This window comes from Pantanalinema rosaneae CENA516 (assembly GCF_050753385.1).
GTDB lineage: Bacteria > Cyanobacteriota > Cyanobacteriia > Leptolyngbyales > Leptolyngbyaceae > Pantanalinema > Pantanalinema rosaneae.
In genome coordinates this window covers 18,153-36,848 of record NZ_JBLZFZ010000054.1, presented here as the reverse complement: position 1 = coordinate 36,848, position 18,696 = coordinate 18,153, and the positions used below count along the sequence as shown (strand labels likewise).

The following is an 18,696-nucleotide window of genomic DNA, read 5'->3' as shown; positions in this document are numbered from 1 at the left end:
TTTATTACAAAATGTGCGAAAGTTACCAGGTGTGCGAAAGTTAAACCTTGATTTTTTCATAGGGCAGTTAGGCAAGCTGATGGCAAGTAAACCAATTTCGTTGCTGGCAAGTGTTTTATTGGGGGTGGGGCTGGTTGTCAGCATTCCACAGATCACCTATGCTCAACGGTCTGGAAATAATCCTCAGTTGACTGAGCTGTTGAAGCAAGGGAAGCAGTTAGTAGATCGGGGTAATTTTGCGGCTGCCCTATCGGTTTACCAGCAAGCGGCGGCACTGGATAATACAAACGCCCGGATTTTCTCGGGTATGGGCTACTTACAAGCCCAGCAGGGCGATTTTGAATCGGCGGTACGTTCCTATCAGCAGGCGATCGCCTTGGATGGCAAAAATGCTGAATTTCATTATGCCCTGGGCTACAGTCTGGCAAATTTAGGTCGAAATGATCAAGCGGTGATGGCATATCGGGAAGCCACCCGCTTGAGTCCGCAGCACGTCAACGCCCATTTAGGCATGGGAGTGGTGTTTAGTCGTAAAGGGCTGTATGAAGATGCCATTATGGCTTACCGGCGAGTGATTGCCTTTGCTCCCCGCAATGCCCAGGCGTATGAATTGGCGGGTACGGCATATATTCAACAAAACCGTCCACGGGAAGCATTGGACTTTTTAACCAAAGCGGCGGAATTGTCACCTAGAGATGGCAGCATTCAGGTACAACGCGGCGCTGCCTTGCTACAAATGAATCAAGTCCCGGAAGCCCTGGAGGCATTAAAAGCGGCAACTCGCTTGTCGCCACGGGATGCCACGGTACAACTGCAAATTGGCAAGATTCTACAAATTACGGGGCAGTTGGATGAAGCACTCCAAGCCTATCGGCAAGCCACGGCACTGCAATCGAATTTGCTAGAGGCGCAGGTGGCACTGGGTGACATCTATATGGAAAAGCAAAATTATCTCTATGCGATCGTGGCGTATCGCAAGTATGTGGCGTTAGCTCCTCAGGAACCCGATGCCTACTACAAGTTGGGCACAGCCCTAAAACGGGATGGTCGCAAACAGGAAGCGGCAACCACCTTTGAGCTTGCCAAAAACCTGTATCAGCAACAGGGCAAATCCAATGGCGTAAAGCAAGTGGATCAGCAACTGAAGGAACTTAAGAAGTAACGGATGGCTGATTGGCTTCGCGTTGCCGCAGGATAAAGGCTGCGATCGCCAGGTCAATCGGCGTTGTTACCTTAAGATTCGTTTCTTCACCGGCGACGATTTGGACGGGTAGCCCACATTGTTCAAATAAGGCAGCATCGTCGGTCACTTCCCAACCTTGCCGTAATCCTTCGTTGTGGCAATGGAGCAGTTTTTCCACCTCAAAGCCTTGGGGAGTTTGGGCTGCCCACAACTGTTGGCGATCGGGGGTACTGGAGACTAGCTGGGTACCCGATTCGACCACTTTGATCGTGTCTTTCACCGGAATCGCAGCGATTAATCCGGGACAGTGTTGTAGGGCTTCAGCACAGCGATCGAATAACTCTGGAGTGGCTAAACATCGCGCTCCATCATGAATTAATACCCGCTCTGCGACGGCAGGTAGCGACTGTAGTCCACGATAAACCGATTCCTGGCGGGTTGTGCCTCCCTGAATCAAGTGGACAGATTTGCTCATGCCCAGACTGGTGACAATGTCTTTGAAGTCTGGAAAATCATCGGTTTGCCCGACTAGACCAATCCAGCGAATGACTCGGGATGCCTTGGCAGCGGCTAACGTCCAGGCCAACAGCGGTTTGTCTAGTAACGGTAAAAGCAGTTTGTTTCGGTTGCTACCCATCCGGCGACCTGATCCAGCAGCAGGAATCAGTAAATACACAAGCGCTCCTCAAAAATGCCTTTAAATTATGATCTCTGGAGGTGCGACCAGCATCAATCTGACTAAAAAATCTGGAATCCCACTTCTGGGGGAAGTAAAACAGCTCTGAAAGCCGCAAGATCCAGTCAGACTTGTTCTGGAGTGCCCATCAACGTGATCAGAAAATTCATTGATCAAGGGATTTCTAAGGCAGAGGGTTGTATAGAGAACGGTTAAGACAGATGAACTGAGATAAACTAACGATGGATTATCCGAATCATGCTTAAACCTGTCACTGTTTAGATATGCGAATAGTAGCCCTCGTTCCCGGTGGAATTGGCGATCAGATTCTGTTTTTCCCGACCCTGGATGATCTGAAGCAGGCATACCCCAACGCCCAAATTGATGTGGTGGTGGAGCCCAGAGCCAAGGATGCTTATCGGGTGTCCAAATCAGTCACCAATACCATGCTGTTTGACTTCAAGGATCGCAATAGTCTGGCAGACTGGGGTAACTTACTTGGGGTGTTGCGCGATCGCGAATATGATGTCGTCATTTCCCTGGGACGACGATGGGCAGTTGGCTTCCTGCTCTGGCTAACGGGCATTCCCACCCGGGTTGGTTATGCTGGCAGCGCCGGACAAGCGTTTCTGACCAATCCTGTGCCGTTGAAAACCGGACAATATGCGGCAGAAATGTACCATGATTTGCTGCAAGGCTTGGGAATTAACACCCCCTGTCCGGAGGTGGCAATCAGTGTGCCAGCCAAAGATTTAGATTGGGCGGATGCTGAACGCAAGCGGCTGGGGATTCAAAGTAGTGGCTATGTCATGATCCACGGTGGCTCTAGCCAGTTAGCCAAACTCAAAGGCATTGACAAAATTTATCCGATCGAGAATTGGCTCGGCATTATTCAAGACTTTCAACAACGGCAACCGGATCTACCGATCGTCCTGGCTCAGGGCCCAGAGGATACCGAACTGGTCGCCGCCTTAGTCGAAGCCAACCCGAAGCTAAAGGTGACGACTCCCGGTGATGTCGGCAAACTCGCTGCCATGATTGCCGGAGCAAACTTGATGCTGTGTACGGATAGTGCGCCGATGCATTTAGCCGTTGCTGTGAAAACCTATACGCTGGCGTTATTCGGCCCCACCGATCCGAAGAAACTGCTGCCAGATAGTAATCGGTTTGTCGGCATCAAATCCCTAACGGGCAAGATGGCAGATATTTCTCCCCAAACGGTAATGGAGAAAGTCTGGGGCGGTTAATGGTTCGCTAGGACTGATGATCCATCCAGTTCAGGCAACGCTGCATTTGTTGCTGCATAGTGGCACGATCGCTGTGGTAGCGGCGACCATGACCCGGTAGCACCCACTCAAACGAGTAATCCGCCAGTCGATGCATAGATTTAACCTGTTCTGTCCAGGAATACCAGCAAAAGTCGCGAAAGGCATAGAGCTGCTGGCGATCGTCTGACCAGGCTAGATGGTCGCCAGTAAACAAAAAGGTTTGATTCGCCAACAGCACCGTATGCCCTTTACCAAAAACGAGCTAAAGCCCCTGAGTTCAGGCATGGGGATGTAAGCGATTCGCGGCTTTAGCCGCCTAATGTAAGTAACAAAGCGGCTTCTGTGGCTTTCCCGGATTAGATAGCTCACTGCTGTATAATGAAGCATGAGCAAATTCAAGTCAAACCATAACGTTGTTTATTCCTGCAAATATCACGTTGTCTGGTGCCCTAAGTATCGACGCAAAGTTTTAGTCAATGGGGTAGAGGTTCGGCTTAAAGAACTGCTTCAAGAGATTTGTGCCGAATTCACGTCAGAGTTGATTGAAATGGAGGTAATGCCTGATCACGTTCATTTATTGGTTGAGGTAAACCCACAATTCGGGATTGCTAAGCTGATTCGATACCTGAAAGGTAGAACATCACGCATTTTAAGACAGGAATTTCCTTGGTTAAAATCTCGACTACCTACACTGTGGACTAATAGCTATTTCGTCTCGACTGTTGGCGGTGCGCCCATTTCAGTCATTAAGCAGTACATCGAAAATCAAAAAAATGTCTAGCTTTGGATGCCAGCAAATTCTAATTAGTTCAGACTCAGAGCTTCGAGCAATTCTTGAGTTTATTTGTGGTGAGTCGGCAAAACTGAGTAACTGTGGCAACTATCTATCCCGACAGTTGTATTTCAAGACTGGTAAGGCTCCCAGTAAGTTTGACTTGCATCGTGAAATGAGTCGCAATCCTCACTTTCAGGCGTTGCACTCCCAGGTCGCACAACAATGTCTGACCACTGTTGCAGAGTCCTTTAAGTCTTTCTTTGGACTACTGAAAGTTGTCAAAAATGGCAAGGTAGACCAAAGGCCAAAATTGCCGGGATACCGGAAAGGTGGGTTGAACTTAGTCACGTTCCCTGGTCAAGCAGTCAAATTGAAGTCTGAAGGGTTGCGTTTTCCGCTTGGCAGTAAAGTTAAAGCGTGGTTTGGAATAGATGCGTTCTATCTGCCAATGCCATCCAACCTTGAATACAAATCAATTCGGGAATATCGAATCCTCCCTCGCAATGGGCAGTTCTATTTAGAACTCGTCTACAAGCTACCTACAGTGGAAGCTGAGGTTGATTTTGACAAGGTGTTAGGCATTGACCCAGGGCTGGATAACTGGCTAACCTGCGTCTCTAATATTGGGACAAGCTTCATTGTTGATGGGCTGCACTTAAAAAGCTTGAACCAGTGGTACAACAAACGAGTATCTGTCCTGAAAGAAAATCAGCCCCAAGGCTTTTGGAGTCAGCAATTAGCTGGCATCACAGAAAAACGGAATCGACAAATCAGGGATGCTGTAAATAAAGCGGCTCGACTCGTTTTGAATCATTGTTTGGAACATGGAATTGGCACAGTTGTTTTTGGCTGGAATAAGGGACAACGGCAAGAAATAAACCTTGGCAGCAAAACTAATCAGAAGTTTGTCCAGATTCCAACGGGCAGGCTGAAAGATAGGATTGCTCAACTTTGCCAGCAATACGGTCTGAAGTTTGTTGAGACAGAGGAGAGCTACACTAGCAAGGCAAGTTTTCTGGATTCGGATGAGCTACCTACATTTGGCGAAAAACCCGAAGGGTGGCAAGAATCAGGGAAGCGTGTCCAGCGTGGTTTATATTGTTCTGCTGATGGCACAAAAATAAATGCTGACTGCAATGGAGCAGGCAACATTCTTAGAAAAGTAGCGGCAAAACTCAGACTAGATCTGAGTGGAGTCAGTAGGGGTGCTTTGATTGCGCCTTTGAGAATCCGTTTGTGGGTTGCTCAAGAATCCCCGTCCCTTTAGGGCTGGGGAGTATCAATGTGTCCTGGAACTGGAATAATCAACAGATCCGGAGCAAATTGGATCGGTTCAGAGCCGGATAGGGGGATTTCGACTGATTTTGTTACCTTGGTAATGTCATCGATATGGAGCAAGCGATCGCAGCCGAAGTGGGCATGGAATTTTTCGTGATCGGCAACGTCATCCCGGTGAGTGAGATACAAATACCGCACTCCGCCCAGGGCTTCCAACTGTTTGACTAAGGGAGCGGCAAACCGGGGCGAATCGACTAAGACATTGCCCGCCGGACGCTGAATGAAATAGCTGGCGGCAGCAAAGGAACTTTCAGCATGATAGCCACAGTGGAAGACACTGGCGGCGATCGCAATTGGGAAACTCTCCTGAGCCTGTTTAATATCAGTCGGTTTAGCGACGGTGCCGATCGAACTGGTAGGGCAAGATAACAAAGCTTGCATGGCGCGTAAGCGCTCCTGGTCATTTTCGGGCTGATGATAGACTGCGGATTGTTCGCCTGCCTGGTAAAACACGTCCGGAGCCATCCAGCGACAGGTATCGCAGTCAATACAGGTGCGATCGACATAGAAATCGCCACTGACATTTTCGGGGCGGCGTTGAGTCAGGTGTGCCATAGGGCGATGGGGAGGTGGGGAAGGTGAGGGAGATGACTGAAGTGATGTCAATAATCTGTTGCGATCGTAACGAAGTTAGACAGCAATTGGGGTAGCCAAAGGGTAGACAGGGACTGAACCTGATTTCTCCTCCTACAGATAGAACTCTTTCATCAGGGCATCCCGCATAATAAAGAAAATGAAACGCTAATTCCGGTGAAATTTTAGTTATTAGTTATGAGCGATCTCTCGGTTATCTTAATTGAAGACCATGATCTAACGCGGGTAGGGTTGAAAACAGCTTTGCAATGCAAAGATGGGATTCGAGTGTTAGGGGAAGCGGCGAATGCAACTCAGGGTTTAAAACTCCTATCCACGATGAAGCCTGATGTGGCGATCGTGGATATTGGGTTGCCGGATATGGATGGGATTGAGCTAACGCGCACGTTCCGGCAGACGCAGGAAGAGGGAGCGCAGGATGCGACTAAAGTGCTGATTCTGACGATGCATGAGAGTGAGGATGCTGTGCTGGCGGCGTTTGCGGCGGGGGCAGATTCCTATTGCATGAAGGATATCAGTATCGATCGCTTAGCGGAAGCCTTACATGCGACCCATGCCGGTAACTGTTGGATTGATCCGGCGATCGCGGGGGTGGTATTGCACCAGATGCGGCAGGCGGCTCCGGCAGCGGATGTTCCCTTTAACAAAACCGTGACGATTCAAGGCAATGATCCAGAATTGGAGCAAGCCCTGGAAACTAGCCCCTTAACGGAACGGGAACTGGAAGTTTTAGAGTTAATTGTGGCAGGATGCAGCAATGCCGTGATTGCTGAAAAGCTCTATATTACGGTGGGGACTGTGAAGACCCATGTTCGCAATATTCTCAACAAACTCTGTGCCGATGACCGAACTCAAGCGGCGGTGCGGGCACTGCGATCGGGCTTAATCAGCTAAGGAATAGGGATTAAATCAGTTCGAGTTTGGCTAGGGGCGGGTTTTGTCAGCCAATGGATTGGAGGAGGCAGATTGATCGGCTAAACCCGTCTGTACAGGTTGTTGATTGATTAAATTCACGCTCCTAAGACAGATGGGTAAGAGGATTCTTTACTGAGCTTCACCGATTAATGTAAAGGCTGCCCAATCCATCGGCGACGGATACTCTTGCATGGTGGTCAACATGGCTTGTCGCAGTGCCTGAGCTTTATCTGGGGCGGTGGGTAAGTTGTGATAAAAGGCTTGCATCAGGGTTGAGGTGGAACTGTCGTCTACTGCCCATAACGACACAATCACACTGGGAACTCCGGCGGTAATTAAGGCTCGGGATAAGCCAATCACGCCATCGCCGGTAATTCTGCCCTGTCCAGTATCACAGGCACTCAAAACCACTAATTGAGCTTGTAATCGTAGACTAGCAATCTCACTGGCGGTTAGTAGTCCGTCATTCTGCCCATCCGGGGCTAGGGCGATCGCCCCTGGCATACCAATGCCCTGGAGCAAGGATTCCTGGGTACCGTATTCCAACAGTCCGTGGGTGGCTAGATGAATGATGTTAGCTTGAGCAAGTTGCTGTATTACGTGGGTTTTGGTGGCGTTTTCTCCAATTAATGCTTGCGTATTCAGCAGTTTGGCGATCGCGATCGCTTCCTGCTCGGAACCGGGTAATTCACTCAATTGGTAGGGTTCATCCTCGGGAGTTAAGCGCACCTTGGGCATGATCGGGTTGCCGACGACTAACGCTTGCTTGGATAGGGAGGTTGCCCGATCGTGTTGCAACTGTTGGGTCAGAGCCAGCACCTGAATTGAGGGAGCGGTCAGGATGGTATGGTGTTCGATTAAGTAACTCCCATCGGCGGCTTGCAATGCCGGGAAGGGCAGGAGGAAGAGGGACTCCTGGGGAATAAAAATGACGCGAGCGTTGGGGTCGCTGGGCAATAGATCCGCGATTGGGGTAATCAGCAGTTCATATAGCTTGCGTAAGCCGGGGTATTCCTGGCTGGCAGAGCGTACCTGAGCCGTTGGGGTCGATCGCGGAGGGCGGGGTTGGCTGGGCGGGAGGGTATCCCGGAGTCGATCGCCCATTTCCTCGCAATCATTGATCGGCACTAAACAGCGACCGGCGATGACTAACTCATGCAAATCAAAGTCTTTTTCCCATAAGGGACGCAGGTTAACCTGCCGCAGGTTGACCTTGCCAGTCGGTTGCACGACCCAGATCAACAGTTGGGCTTCCTTAGCACGTTGCTTTCCCCGAAATTTAAAGTCATCATCCGCCACGATCGCATATTCCACTAATGTTGCATTCTGTTGACGAGCAATCTGCCGAATATCCGCGATCGTGATCGGAGCGGCGGCTGACTGGGAATCACGACGCGATTTAGCTCCAGTGGCATGATCCCTCTTAGCCAGTAATTCCACAAAGGCGCGGGCGCGTCCATGTTCGGCGGCTTCCAGGGCGGCTTCGGGCTGATTTGCCGCCATCAGAATCTGTTGTAATAGGCTGTAGGTATGGATTTGGGTATCAAAGATCGACACTTGATAGCGATCGCTCAGCCCGGGACGGAGGGCATCTAGTAACTGGACGGCTGCCCGCAGTTGTGTTTCTGCCTCTGCCAAGCGTCCGGCTTTGAATAAGGTATGCCCCAGGTTATTTAACCCTCTGCCAATGGCGGCAGGATCGCCAAGCTGACGAGTGATTGCCAGACTTTGTTCTTGGAATTGGATCGCTTGAGTAAATTCCTGAGACTCTTCATAGATTAGCCCCAAGCTGCCCAGGGCTTCACTGGTGCGGCGGCGATCGTTCGCTAACTTTGCCAGTGTCAGTGCCTGTTGGTAGGCAGCAATTGCCTGATCGCGCTTACCCAGGGCATGATACGTGGAGCCTAAATTAATTAAGGTACTGGCTTGTCTGCCGGGTTGATTTAAGCGTTGGCTAATCATCAGGCTTTGTTGCAGCGTTGTGATTGCCGACTCATGTTGCCCCAAATTGCCATACACGCCGCCCAGGTTATTCAACGCCAGACTTTCTCCCAACGGATCGGGAATTTGGCGGACTAATTTCAAGCTCTCCTGGTATTGGGCGATCGCATTATCGTAATCTCCCAATGCTTCATAGACATTGCCCAGGTTATTCAGCACTTGGGCTGCCAGGTGGGATTGCTGCAATTCCTGTACCAGCGTTAACGCTTGCCGATTGGCGGCGATCGCCTGGTTATAGTGCCCCAGAGCTTTGTGAGCGATCGCGGCATTCCCCAGCAGAATGGCAGTGGTTTGGCGCTGATCCTGAGCCAGCGTTAGTCCCTGTTGATAGAGGTTGAGCGCCTGGGCATAGCTGCCCTGACTGGCATAGGTATCCGCCAGGGTGATCAGGATGGTGAGTTCGGCTGCTTGATTCTGCTGCGATCGTGCCAATGATAAGGACTGCTGCAAGTAGGCGATCGCTTGGGTATAGTCCTGCAATGCCAGGGTCGCTGCACTAAGGTTCTTGAGAGTGGTGGCGGTTGCCGAATCATCCTGCACTGCCTGGTAGAGCGTCAGGGATTGTTGCCAGGAGGCGATCGCCGCCGCTAGATCATGAGCTTGAAACTGCTCCACGCCCTGCTGAAATAAGCGATCGGCTTCTAAGGCGGTGGCTGGAGGGGTAGGTGGACTGGGCGCTGCGATCGTAAGGACAGTTTCACTTACCCCGTAAAGGGTGAGCAGTCCTAGGGTGATTAAAGTGATCCAACCAGTGCGGCTGCCTAGCATGATGGAATGGGTTAAGGTGTATCGGCTTCCAGCACCTGGAGAATTTGTCCGTCATTGCTGACCTGCCGACAGGGATCGGTTGCCGTCGGAGCCGATGATCGCTCGGTCGTTTCAGCCCGATTGCGGTTCTGTCCCCGATTTAGGGCAACGAGCATCGTCCCCGGTGAACAGCCATCGATAGAGGCTTGGTTGGTGATTGGACGTTGAATTGCTTGGGTGTCCGGATTAGCGATCGTGCTGGTAGTGGCGATCGTTGGACTGGTGGAACTATTGGGGGTCGAACTGGAGGCGTTATTCCCTGGAGAATTCCCTGGATTTGCTGCCGTTACCGGATTCGTCGGCGAAGTGGGTGTGTTGGCGATCGGGAGGCTGGGGCGAGGAATGGTGCTGACCTGGATGTTACTGCTATTGCTGAGTCGGCTATCTCCAAAGGAGCCATAGAGAATCGCGTCTGTGCCAGCGCCAATAAAGATAGCGCCGACGGTGTAGCTGGCATCGGGAGAGATAGTGGTTAAGTCGTAGGGAACAGAGCGGACAGTGACGTTATCAGTATCTGCAACCACTGTGCCGTCCGCAAATTCAAATAGCATGGCGGAAGAATTGGCGGCTGTAGGACGGATAAACACCTGCTCTCCGGCGCGAGTGCCATTACTGGTGCGGAACACCACATTCCCAGCGGCATCCCGTTCCACCCCTAATCCGGCAGTGAAGGATGCGCCACCATGCTGGATCGACACACTGCCAGGAGTAACAATGCTGGCAGGGGCATCCTCTAAGCCATTATAGGAACTGCCAATCAAAAAGGTGTTCCGCGCCTGAAAGATACCATTGGCCCGAATATCCACCGCCATATCCGTGGATGAAAGAGGACTTCCCTGTAGGACTCGGATGGAATCGACGACGACGTTGCCCGTGGTGCTGGTCAGGCTAACGTTACCTGTTGCTAGCCAGGGAGCCGAACTCTGCTCGGTGAGGATCGTCCCCAGTTGCAGGTTCCCGCTGCCGGTGACCGTGAGTGACCCGGCTTGAATATTGCCAGCCGTCACACTACCCGTGGCATTAACAGTGACACTATGTTCCGTCTCCAGATTGCCCAGGGCGACATTGGCTCCGGAGATGGTTAAGCGTCGTCCCCCCAACACTCGTAAGGTATCATTGGCATCCATCGTAAAGTTGCCGACTCCATTACCATCGGCATCAGCCCGGAAGGTAATCGAGCCATAATCACTCCCGGAGGCGGATAGGGGGGGGATGGGAGGGATATCTAAAACGTTATCGGCGAGGGACTCGATCGTGATGTTGTTCGTCGCTTCCAAAATCAAATGATTCACATTTGCCATGCCTTCCAATTCCGATTCATACAGAATGGTTGGGATCGGATCACTGGCAAGTACCTGACCATTCTGCCCAAAGGCATCATTGCCAAAGGCGATCGTTGAACCCCCGTTATCATTGCCATCATCTGTTCCGGATCGGATCACAATGTTGGTCGGATCGAGTAATAACGTACCGGTTGTGCCATTAGGTGCGGCGGTATTCACACTGCCCTGATAAACCAAATTTTGTTTGCCAGACACTTCCACAAAACCACCATTGCCAGCTTGCGCCCCTCCTTGCGCCGTGATGCTGCCATAGAAGCGAGTCGTGCCATCTGCCCAGACGATCGCCCGTCCGCCATTCCCTGTTTGCAGGGCATTGACATTGATCACTGAGTTCGGGCTGACATAGGTTTCTTGAGCGTTGGGAATCGTTCCCTGTCCCCGGAAATCGCCGCCAATCAACACTGTGCCCCCTTGAGTGCCGATCGCGGTGACGGTCGCATTTACCAGCGCCACCCGATCGCCCAATACCGATACTGTTCCCCCGGTTTGATTGAGGCTGGAGGCAGTCAGGGTTCCCCCCGCGATCGCCGTTCCTGCTGTGGGAGCGATCGTCACTCCTGATCCCGTTAAGCGAATCGTGCCATCCGGATTGGCTATGATCCCGGTGGCATTAGTCAGGGTTCCCCCAGTCAGCAGTTGTGGTAAGGAAAGGGGCGTATAGGGTAAGGAATTGACGGCAATGGCGGTGTTCGTAGGGAGATCAAGGCTGAGAATACTGCCCACTTGACTGACTCGTACTAGCTTCTGTCCGGGAATAGCAGCTACGGTCACGCTCCCGCCTGGAGCCGATAATGAGCCAGTATTCACCACGGTTCCACCCAGGAGTGTCAGGTTTTTGCCTTGGGTTACGGCTAAATTGCCCGCATTGACGATCGCCCCAGGTTGGGAGGATGAAAAGACTAAGGTGCTGGGAGTGCCTAGTAGGGTGGCATAGTGGTTTGTTCCAGTTGCCTGAAACCACTGTTCGCCACCAATGCCGGGACGAAAGCCGATCGCGGTAGCTGTAGTGGCTGTGAAAGAACCGGGTACATTTAGACTGGCATGATTGCCAAAAATAATCCCGGCGGGATTCATTAAGTACAGGTTAGCCGTACTACCTGTCACCCGGATCTGTCCGTCAATTACGGAAGCACTACCGCCCGTGACGCGACCCAGAATATTTTGAATGCTGGGGTTAGAGAGAAAGGTGGCAATTTGCCCCTGACTCAAGCCAAATTGCTGAAAGCTATGAAATAAATTACCCCCGGCTTGGGTGCCGCCGCCAATATTGAAGTGATTGGGATTGCTACTGGCTGGAGTGACTACGGTTCCGGCATCGTTGGGGGTGGGCGTAATTTGCGATTGTCCTGGGCTAGCAGTAGTGCCCAGAATGGTAGTGGTTCCAAGCAGTAAGCCTACAGCAGACCAAGTGATTGGTTTCATAGAACAGCAACGAATGAGGGGGCTATGGGGACAATGCGCGATTCATAGATACACCTCAATCCAGAATAATTCCTGAAGTGATTCGTGGCTATTGCTAACCCGATCGCGACACTGGTGAAACAAACCGTATTTTGGCGGGTAATCAGCGATGAATGCCTGGGAGACAGACAACTTTTGGTATAAATTGTGACAAAATTCCATGCGGTTGAACCAGCGTTGGTGCTACGATCGAGGCAAAATTAGCTTCAATCTTAAGTCCGTCCTACGAAATCACCGCTTGCCCCTTGACTGAACTGGAGCAGTTATCAGCTTCTCTACGAAAAACGGTGCTAAGTTGGGGAGCAAGGGATAATGTAAACAGATTTAACTATTAGACGACTGCTATCCTGCGTTACATATCCTGCGTTACAGAATATGCCAGTCGAGCCGAAGAGGCGATTTCTAGATTATTCTGAAGCCACTCGCTCCTACTGTCGTCGCGATCGGTTCCAGCCATCACCCTTATTTAACCGACTAAACCGAGATGCATGATGGAACTATTGGAAATATCCTGATTGTGGATGATTTACCTGACAACTTGCATCTGTTGTCTAAAATTCTGACTCGTCAGGGCTATGAGGTGCAGGCGGTTGGCAGTGGTCAAATGGCGATCGCCGCAGTGCAGACCAAGCTACCGGATTTGATTCTGCTGGATATCTGTATGCCAGAAATGGATGGCTATGAAGTCTGCCAGCAGTTGAAGCAGGATGCTCGCACTCAGGACATTCCGATTATCTTCATTAGTGCGTTGGATGAGTTAGGGGATAAGGTCAAAGCATTTAAAACCGGCGGTGTAGACTACATTACCAAGCCATTTCAGATTGCTGAAGTGGTGGTGCGGGTCAGAACCCACATCACGTTGCGCCATCTGCAACAGCAATTACAACGGCAAAATGCCTTGCTGCAACAGGAAGTCTGCGATCGCCTTGCTGCTGAAGCAGCTCTCCAGGCTGCCAATCAGGAACTGCAACGACTGGCCCATTTAGATGGCTTGACCCAGGTGGCAAATCGTCGGTGCTTTGATGATTATCTGGCGCAGGAGTGGCGACGGTTAGCGCGAGAACAGTTGCCCCTGTCTTTGATCCTGTGTGATGTTGATTTTTTCAAACAGTACAACGATAGTTATGGGCATCAGGTGGGAGATACCTGTTTATGCCAGATTGCTAATGCCATTCGGGCGGCAATTAATCGTCCGGCGGATCTGGTGGCTCGCTATGGGGGAGAAGAGTTTGCGGTCATTTTGCCGAATACGCCCCGATCGGGGGCAGTGCAGGTAGGGCAGCGGATTCAAGCCCAGGTTGCCCAACTTCAAATTGTTCATATTGGCTCCGAGATTAGTCAGTTTGTTACCCTCAGTTTGGGAATTGCCAGTGTGATTCCTCAACCAGACGGGGATATGGTGCCATTAATTACAGCCACCGATCGGGCACTGTATCACGCGAAATTGGCAGGACGCGATCGCATCGCGGTAGAAGAGATTCCGGTAGCGGAGAGCCATTCCTCCTATCAGCCAGTGATTGTGGAAGCATGAAGCAAGTTCTCAGACGATCGTTATTGATGTTGCTGGCACTGCTGCTCAGTTGGAATTTAGGGATAGGGGTAGCTCTAGCAGGGGCGTTGAGCGATCGAGTCGCTCAATTTCCGCACTGGCAAACCCTACCACCCCTGACGGCGGCTCAAGGAGATTTGACCTATCCCGAGTGGTTGGCTGGTACCTGGACTGTCAGCACGACGCTGGTAGATTTAGTGGCACCTCTCGCACCGGAACTAACCACACCAGGCTTTGAGAGTAACCGTGTCTATCTGAATCAGCCGATCGACTTCCAGGCTCGGTTTATTTCGGCTAGTCCTGTCAAGTCTGATCGCCGCTTCTTGGCTTTACCGCTTCAGCGCGATCCTGGTTCACCTGCGATCGTTGCCGATCGGGCGTTTAATGGCTTGAATCTAGCCAGGGCATATTTGCAGTCTGAGCAAGCTGAATCTCCTGTACTAGCGGTCAAAGTAGATCCAGCAAATCCCAATCGGCAAATTACGTTGCTGCGCCCCGATCGGCAGTTAGTCTCTACCGTCACCGCGCGGGCAACCGAAGCACCAACTCCCGATCGATATATGACGACAGAATTGTTCCAGCAGGAATTTCGGGGACTGCCGCAACCTTATTTCAATCGGGTGGAAACGACGACCGATTACCACCGTCAAGCCACAGGGACGAAGACAGGTCAACCTGCGATCGTGGCGGATCAAATCACGGCGATCTATCTCTCGCCTCAAGACCCCAATTACTTTCAAGCGGGCGATCGTCCGGTTGCCCTGTATCGCTATCGCTTAGAGTTTCGGCAATAAACAAAAGCAGGGACGAATACCAGATCCGCCCCCGCATTAACCAGAATCACTAAGTCATCTGGCGTGGCTTACACAGAAATCGGATGCTTGCCTTCCGTTTGCGATCGATACTCTCTGCCCAATTGGTCAACATGCTCCTCGATCACTTTTTCACTGGGAACACCGCCCGCGTTGACCGTCTTTTGATACTGGAAGTACCGGGCATCTGACGGCAGTTGTTCCACGGGCACAAACTCAGTATCTAGACCGGTGAGATTCACCTGTTGCTCTAATACCCGGCGAATGTATTCCTTGTTTTGTTCAAACAGGACGGGTTCGGGCAGTTGCTTCGGCAGAAATTCCTCTGGATCGCGGCGATCGTATTGCCGCAGTAGCTCACAGGCAAGCCGGAGATGTTCTAGCTCCATATTGAGATGCAGTTCCCACAGTTGCTTAATCCGAGGATCGGATTCCTGCTGCATGAAGGAGTAATACAGGTAGCACTCGTTGTACTGATGTAGTACCTCTTGCTCAAACCAGGATGCCCGTGGATCTAACAGCGATTCGTAATGGGTGACATGCTGCTCTTCAATTTGGGCAATTTCCAGATATAGCCCCCGCGCTAAGGGGTTGAGGGGTCGGTTGCCGACGTTCATGTAGTAGTTCATGGTTTGCTGCTCTGAGGCAACTAGCGTCAGCACATGCAACAGCGACAGGGGATCGGCTTTGGTGCGATCGCTGGGACGACGCATATCATCATAGGGATGGCGATGTTCGGCTGCCGTTGCCCGACCGGGCATAATTTCCGTCAGTCGTCCGGTGATCTCCTCGGCTTTCTTGCCTTCCAGCATTTCCAGCAGGTTGGCATAGCGATAGAGGTGATCAAAGTCCTCTAGCAGCCCAAACTCAAACGCCTGCCGTAAATAGGGATCGGGTTCTGTCCGCGCCAGATAGGCTGTCAGATCCACGGCAACCTGTTCATAGCCGATCGTCACCTCTAGCGTCGATTCATTACCGGGAGTCAACCAGTTCACGGCTTTTTGCTGTTGCTGCTCGATCCGTCGGGTCATTGCCAGATACTTACGGATCTCTGGGTCATCGGTGTGGCGAGCAAATTGATGCGAGAAGAAAATTGATTCTGTCTCAATCCCATTCATCGTGATCACCCGAGTCCGGGTATAGGGATCGACATGATTTTTGTCATACGGTTGAACATTTAGTTCTGACCAATTCCGCAATTGGCGATCGAGCGGAATACCCCGTTCGGTCAGAGGGTTAAAACTCATTGTGGTACCTCGTTAGATAAATCGTGCTACAGCCTGGTTAAATTCGTCCTTTCAGGGTAGCGATCCGCTAGGAGGGAAACCGTCTATCTGGGGTAATGAGCTTATTTAGCCTACGATGTGCCTGCGATTACTTTCCTGCTTGCTAGGCTTGCAATAGTCGTTTGAGTCTGTACCATTGGGCGAACCAGGTGTGACAGCATCACAGATGGCTACCACTGTTGTAGTGGCAGGATTTCCTGGCTCCTGGAATAACCAAATTTCACCCAATGTCTAGCCGTTATTGGCTTTTCCTCTCAATCGGTATGTAATTTAGACTTTCGCTTCCAGCGCTTTGAGGTATTCCGTATTCACGCCCGATTCACGGGAGAGGGCAATTTTGCCAGTCCGGGCAATTTCCCGAATGCCAAATTTATTCAACACCTGGACGATCGCAACCATTTTGCCTGGATCACCAACCACTTCCAGCGTCAGGGAATCCTCTGCCACATCCACCACCCGCGCCCGGAAAATCTGAGCCAATTCAACAATCTCCGATCGAGTCGAACTGGTCGCATTCACCTTCATTAGCATCAGTTCCCGTTCCACACAGGGCACTTCGGTAATGTCCTGCACTTTCAGCACATTGATCAGCTTGTAGAGTTGCTTGGTCAATTGCTCGATCACATGATCGTCCCCTGGGACTACCATCGTGATGCGGGAAACCCCGAGTTGTTCTGCTGGCCCCACCGCTAAACTTTCAATATTAAATCCCCGGCGGGCAAACAGCCCTGCAATGCGGGTGAGCACTCCAGCTTCATCTTCAACCAGAACAGATAGCGTATGTTTCATTGCCGTCGCGTTAAGAGAATGTGCCTCGATCTAGGTTAGGGGCAAATCTTATTCTATCCTGCTAGACTGCGATCGTTGCCATCCGTTCTGTGTCAGATGGGCTTTTCCAGGGCAATTGTCAGCAAGTGCTTACCAAACTCCCCGCTTACCACTCGGTCTTACTGTCATCCAGTTGACCCGCGCCTGGGCTAACTGTTCCTCAGTCAACTTCGCCCCGGATAGATTGGCTCCGCACAGATTGGCTCCCCGCAGGTTGGCGTTTAGCAGATGTGCCCCGCGTAAATCGGCTCCTCGCAGATCGGCTCCTTGCAGATCGGCATAGCTGAAGTAAGCGTCTCCTAAACTCGCATCCCGGAAATTGGCATGGGTTAAATCGGCTCGTCCAAACCGCGCACTGATTAAATTAGCCCCCTGGAAGTTAATCTTACTCAGCTTGGAATTGTGAAAATCTACTCCTGGCATATTGGCTTTAGGCAGAGACAGCGATCGTAGATCGTGATCGGTAAAATCCCGTCGCCCTTTAGCATAGTAACTTTGCACTGCATCCGCATCGAGGCGGGCGGGGGGTTTGGTCTTTTCGCCCGTGAAGTCCTTGCCTCGCCCGATCGAGCCCCGGGTATTCATAGACATCCCGCCACCCGAGGGGGGTAAGGTGCGACTGCGGGCAATTCCGGCGGCTAGATTGCTGGTTGAGTCAGGGCGTTGCCGGGAGCGAATCGCCATTGCTGCCCGACTAAAGGGGGAAGAGGCGGTGCCACCACCTCCAGAGTCAGGCCCAGAACGGTAATCAGGTTTGCGACCGGGAGCTTGGTTTGCCTTGGCAGAGGTCATGCTATTTTGCAGACTTTCCAGGTAAGGTTCCAAATCCAGATCACGAAAGATATGATCGGCAGTTTGATAGCGTTGCTTGACCGAGATTTCTAGCATCTTGGTTAGCACTGTAGAGAAGTGGTCGCTGATATGGACATGCCGTTTCCACAGCAATTCGCCCGTTGTCGGATCGTAGTCTAAATCCTTAGGCGACTTCCCACTGAGCAAATAAACACAGGTCACACCCAAAGCATAGATATCGCTGGCTGGCACAGGACGCATTGCCATTTGTTCGGGCGGGGCAAAGCCAGGAGTCCCGATCGCATAGGAGGTTAATGCGGTTTGTTCGGAGGTACTGGCGGCTCCCTGGTTCTGATACTTTACGGCTCCAAAGTCGATCAGTACCAGTTTGCAGTCCTGTGCCCGTCGAATAATATTGGCAGGTTTAATATCGCGATGAATTACTTTTTGAGAATGAATATACTCTAAAACCGGCAAAATTTCGCTAAGAAACTGTTTGACCCCCGCCTCACTCAATGGGCCCGATCGCTTAATTTCTTGCTGGAGGGTTGCCCCGCTCACATATTCTTGGACGAGATAAAATTCTTGATTCGCTTCAAAGTAATCTAGCAATCGGGGGACTTGCGGGTGGTTGCCAATTCTCCCGAGCGTTTCGGCTTCCCGTTGAAACAGATCGCGTGCCATCTGCATCATGTGGGGAGCAGTAGCATTGGGACGCAATTGTTTAATGACACAATTGGGATGACCAGGGAGCGATTCATCGATCGCCAGAAATGTTGCACCAAACCCACCTTGCCCCAATGCTTGCATGATCCGATAGCGATCGCGGAGCAGCAATTTGGAGCCACAAGCCTGACACGATTCAGTGTGGGTAAGGTTTTGCGGATTAGGACAGGCTGGATTTAGGCAGTAGCTCATTCAGCAAGACTCGCTTTAACGTTAACTACCGGGACATTTACCCTAGTTTTATTATCTGAGCAGAACCCCTAATTTGGGTGTGTTGTTACTGCGGGAAAGCCCTTGAAGAGTTGCTAAAGCTACGCGGTTTCAGCTTTAAGCCTAGATGAA

General features: G+C 51.3%; 15 protein-coding genes. 7 read left to right on the top strand and 8 right to left on the bottom strand.

Features of this window, described 5'->3' with window-relative positions:
- Positions 1 to 79 precede the first annotated feature (79 nt).
- The gene (locus ACN4EK_RS24835) at positions 80 to 1,162 is read left to right on the top strand and encodes a tetratricopeptide repeat protein (protein WP_431660966.1); all 1,083 of its coding nucleotides are present in this window, start codon (positions 80 to 82) and stop codon (positions 1,160 to 1,162) included.
- Here ACN4EK_RS24835 and ispD read toward each other — a convergent pair.
- The gene (gene ispD, locus ACN4EK_RS24830; RefSeq protein ID WP_431660965.1) at positions 1,152 to 1,859 is read right to left on the bottom strand and encodes a 2-C-methyl-D-erythritol 4-phosphate cytidylyltransferase; all 708 of its coding nucleotides are present in this window, start codon (positions 1,857 to 1,859) and stop codon (positions 1,152 to 1,154) included. The two genes, ACN4EK_RS24835 and ispD, sit on opposite strands and share 11 nt — an antisense overlap.
- Positions 1,860 to 2,143: 284 nt before the next feature.
- Here ispD and ACN4EK_RS24825 point away from each other — a divergent pair, with 284 nt between their 5' ends.
- Positions 2,144 to 3,106, top strand: a complete 963-nt coding sequence (locus tag ACN4EK_RS24825) for a glycosyltransferase family 9 protein (RefSeq protein WP_431660964.1) — start codon at positions 2,144 to 2,146, stop codon at positions 3,104 to 3,106.
- 7 nt (positions 3,107 to 3,113) lie between these two features.
- Here the strand turns inward: ACN4EK_RS24825 and ACN4EK_RS24820 are convergent, their stop codons facing one another.
- The gene (locus ACN4EK_RS24820; protein WP_431660963.1) at positions 3,114 to 3,365 is read right to left on the bottom strand and encodes an MBL fold metallo-hydrolase; all 252 of its coding nucleotides are present in this window, start codon (positions 3,363 to 3,365) and stop codon (positions 3,114 to 3,116) included.
- A 147-nt stretch (positions 3,366 to 3,512) separates the two neighbouring features.
- On the opposite strand from ACN4EK_RS24820, the gene tnpA reads away from it, so the two are divergent.
- Both tnpA and ACN4EK_RS24810 read left to right on the top strand, forming a co-directional pair.
- Positions 3,513 to 3,908 (top strand): IS200/IS605 family transposase, encoded by a 396-nt coding sequence (tnpA, locus tag ACN4EK_RS24815; protein WP_431657961.1) that lies wholly within the window; start codon positions 3,513 to 3,515, stop codon positions 3,906 to 3,908.
- Positions 3,901 to 5,169 (top strand): RNA-guided endonuclease InsQ/TnpB family protein, encoded by a 1,269-nt coding sequence (locus ACN4EK_RS24810; RefSeq protein WP_431657960.1) that lies wholly within the window; start codon positions 3,901 to 3,903, stop codon positions 5,167 to 5,169. Before tnpA ends, ACN4EK_RS24810 begins: the two co-directional genes overlap by 8 nt.
- Here ACN4EK_RS24810 and ACN4EK_RS24805 read toward each other — a convergent pair.
- Positions 5,166 to 5,795 (bottom strand): 4Fe-4S domain-containing protein, encoded by a 630-nt coding sequence (locus ACN4EK_RS24805; RefSeq protein ID WP_431660962.1) that lies wholly within the window; start codon positions 5,793 to 5,795, stop codon positions 5,166 to 5,168. The genes ACN4EK_RS24810 and ACN4EK_RS24805 overlap by 4 nt on opposite strands.
- A 216-nt stretch (positions 5,796 to 6,011) precedes the next feature.
- On the opposite strand from ACN4EK_RS24805, the gene ACN4EK_RS24800 reads away from it, so the two are divergent.
- A complete protein-coding gene (locus tag ACN4EK_RS24800; protein ID WP_431660961.1) occupies positions 6,012 to 6,728 on the top strand; it encodes a response regulator in 717 nt (238 codons plus the stop codon).
- Between the two features lie 150 nt (positions 6,729 to 6,878).
- Here the strand turns inward: ACN4EK_RS24800 and ACN4EK_RS24795 are convergent, their stop codons facing one another.
- Complete coding sequence (locus ACN4EK_RS24795; RefSeq protein ID WP_431660960.1) at positions 6,879 to 9,518, bottom strand: CHAT domain-containing tetratricopeptide repeat protein; 2,640 nt, start codon at positions 9,516 to 9,518, stop codon at positions 6,879 to 6,881.
- Between the two features lie 11 nt (positions 9,519 to 9,529).
- On the bottom strand, positions 9,530 to 12,322 hold the full coding sequence (locus ACN4EK_RS24790; protein WP_431660959.1) for a two-partner secretion domain-containing protein: 2,793 nt from the start codon (positions 12,320 to 12,322) through the stop codon (positions 9,530 to 9,532).
- A 523-nt stretch (positions 12,323 to 12,845) separates the two neighbouring features.
- Between ACN4EK_RS24790 and ACN4EK_RS24785 the strand changes: the two genes are divergently transcribed.
- Positions 12,846 to 13,892 (top strand): diguanylate cyclase domain-containing protein, encoded by a 1,047-nt coding sequence (locus ACN4EK_RS24785; protein ID WP_431660958.1) that lies wholly within the window; start codon positions 12,846 to 12,848, stop codon positions 13,890 to 13,892.
- On the top strand, positions 13,889 to 14,704 hold the full coding sequence (locus ACN4EK_RS24780; RefSeq protein ID WP_431660957.1) for a DUF6816 family protein: 816 nt from the start codon (positions 13,889 to 13,891) through the stop codon (positions 14,702 to 14,704). The genes ACN4EK_RS24785 and ACN4EK_RS24780 overlap by 4 nt, the downstream gene beginning before the upstream one ends.
- 68 nt (positions 14,705 to 14,772) lie before the next feature.
- On the opposite strand, the gene ACN4EK_RS24775 is transcribed toward ACN4EK_RS24780, so the two are convergent.
- The 3 genes from ACN4EK_RS24775 to ACN4EK_RS24765 all read right to left on the bottom strand — a co-directional run bounded on the left by ACN4EK_RS24775 (position 14,773) and on the right by ACN4EK_RS24765 (position 18,546).
- Positions 14,773 to 15,969, bottom strand: a complete 1,197-nt coding sequence (locus tag ACN4EK_RS24775) for a hypothetical protein (RefSeq protein ID WP_431660956.1) — start codon at positions 15,967 to 15,969, stop codon at positions 14,773 to 14,775.
- A gap of 309 nt (positions 15,970 to 16,278) precedes the next feature.
- Complete coding sequence (gene ilvN, locus ACN4EK_RS24770; protein WP_431660955.1) at positions 16,279 to 16,797, bottom strand: acetolactate synthase small subunit; 519 nt, start codon at positions 16,795 to 16,797, stop codon at positions 16,279 to 16,281.
- Positions 16,798 to 16,926: 129 nt separating this feature from the next.
- Positions 16,927 to 18,546, bottom strand: coding sequence for a serine/threonine-protein kinase (locus tag ACN4EK_RS24765; protein WP_431660954.1), 1,620 nt, complete (start codon positions 18,544 to 18,546; stop codon positions 16,927 to 16,929).
- Positions 18,547 to 18,696: the final 150 nt, after the last annotated feature.

Excerpts from the sequence above, each read along its gene's own strand:
- ACN4EK_RS24835 (WP_431660966.1), top strand. The coding sequence starts at position 80 with ATGGCAAGTAAACCAATTTCGTTGCTGGCAAGTGTTTTATTGGGGGTG.
- ACN4EK_RS24825 (WP_431660964.1), top strand. The coding sequence starts at position 2,144 with ATGCGAATAGTAGCCCTCGTTCCCGGTGGAATTGGCGATCAGATTCTG.
- tnpA (WP_431657961.1), top strand. The coding sequence starts at position 3,513 with ATGAGCAAATTCAAGTCAAACCATAACGTTGTTTATTCCTGCAAATAT.
- ACN4EK_RS24810 (WP_431657960.1), top strand. The coding sequence starts at position 3,901 with ATGTCTAGCTTTGGATGCCAGCAAATTCTAATTAGTTCAGACTCAGAG.
- ACN4EK_RS24805 (WP_431660962.1), bottom strand. The coding sequence starts at position 5,795 with ATGGCACACCTGACTCAACGCCGCCCCGAAAATGTCAGTGGCGATTTC.
- ACN4EK_RS24800 (WP_431660961.1), top strand. The coding sequence starts at position 6,012 with ATGAGCGATCTCTCGGTTATCTTAATTGAAGACCATGATCTAACGCGG.
- ACN4EK_RS24795 (WP_431660960.1), bottom strand. The coding sequence starts at position 9,518 with ATGCTAGGCAGCCGCACTGGTTGGATCACTTTAATCACCCTAGGACTG.
- ACN4EK_RS24790 (WP_431660959.1), bottom strand. The coding sequence starts at position 12,322 with ATGAAACCAATCACTTGGTCTGCTGTAGGCTTACTGCTTGGAACCACT.
- ACN4EK_RS24785 (WP_431660958.1), top strand. The coding sequence starts at position 12,846 with ATGCATGATGGAACTATTGGAAATATCCTGATTGTGGATGATTTACCT.
- ACN4EK_RS24780 (WP_431660957.1), top strand. The coding sequence starts at position 13,889 with ATGAAGCAAGTTCTCAGACGATCGTTATTGATGTTGCTGGCACTGCTG.
- ACN4EK_RS24775 (WP_431660956.1), bottom strand. The coding sequence starts at position 15,969 with ATGAGTTTTAACCCTCTGACCGAACGGGGTATTCCGCTCGATCGCCAA.
- ilvN (WP_431660955.1), bottom strand. The coding sequence starts at position 16,797 with ATGAAACATACGCTATCTGTTCTGGTTGAAGATGAAGCTGGAGTGCTC.
- ACN4EK_RS24765 (WP_431660954.1), bottom strand. The coding sequence starts at position 18,546 with ATGAGCTACTGCCTAAATCCAGCCTGTCCTAATCCGCAAAACCTTACC.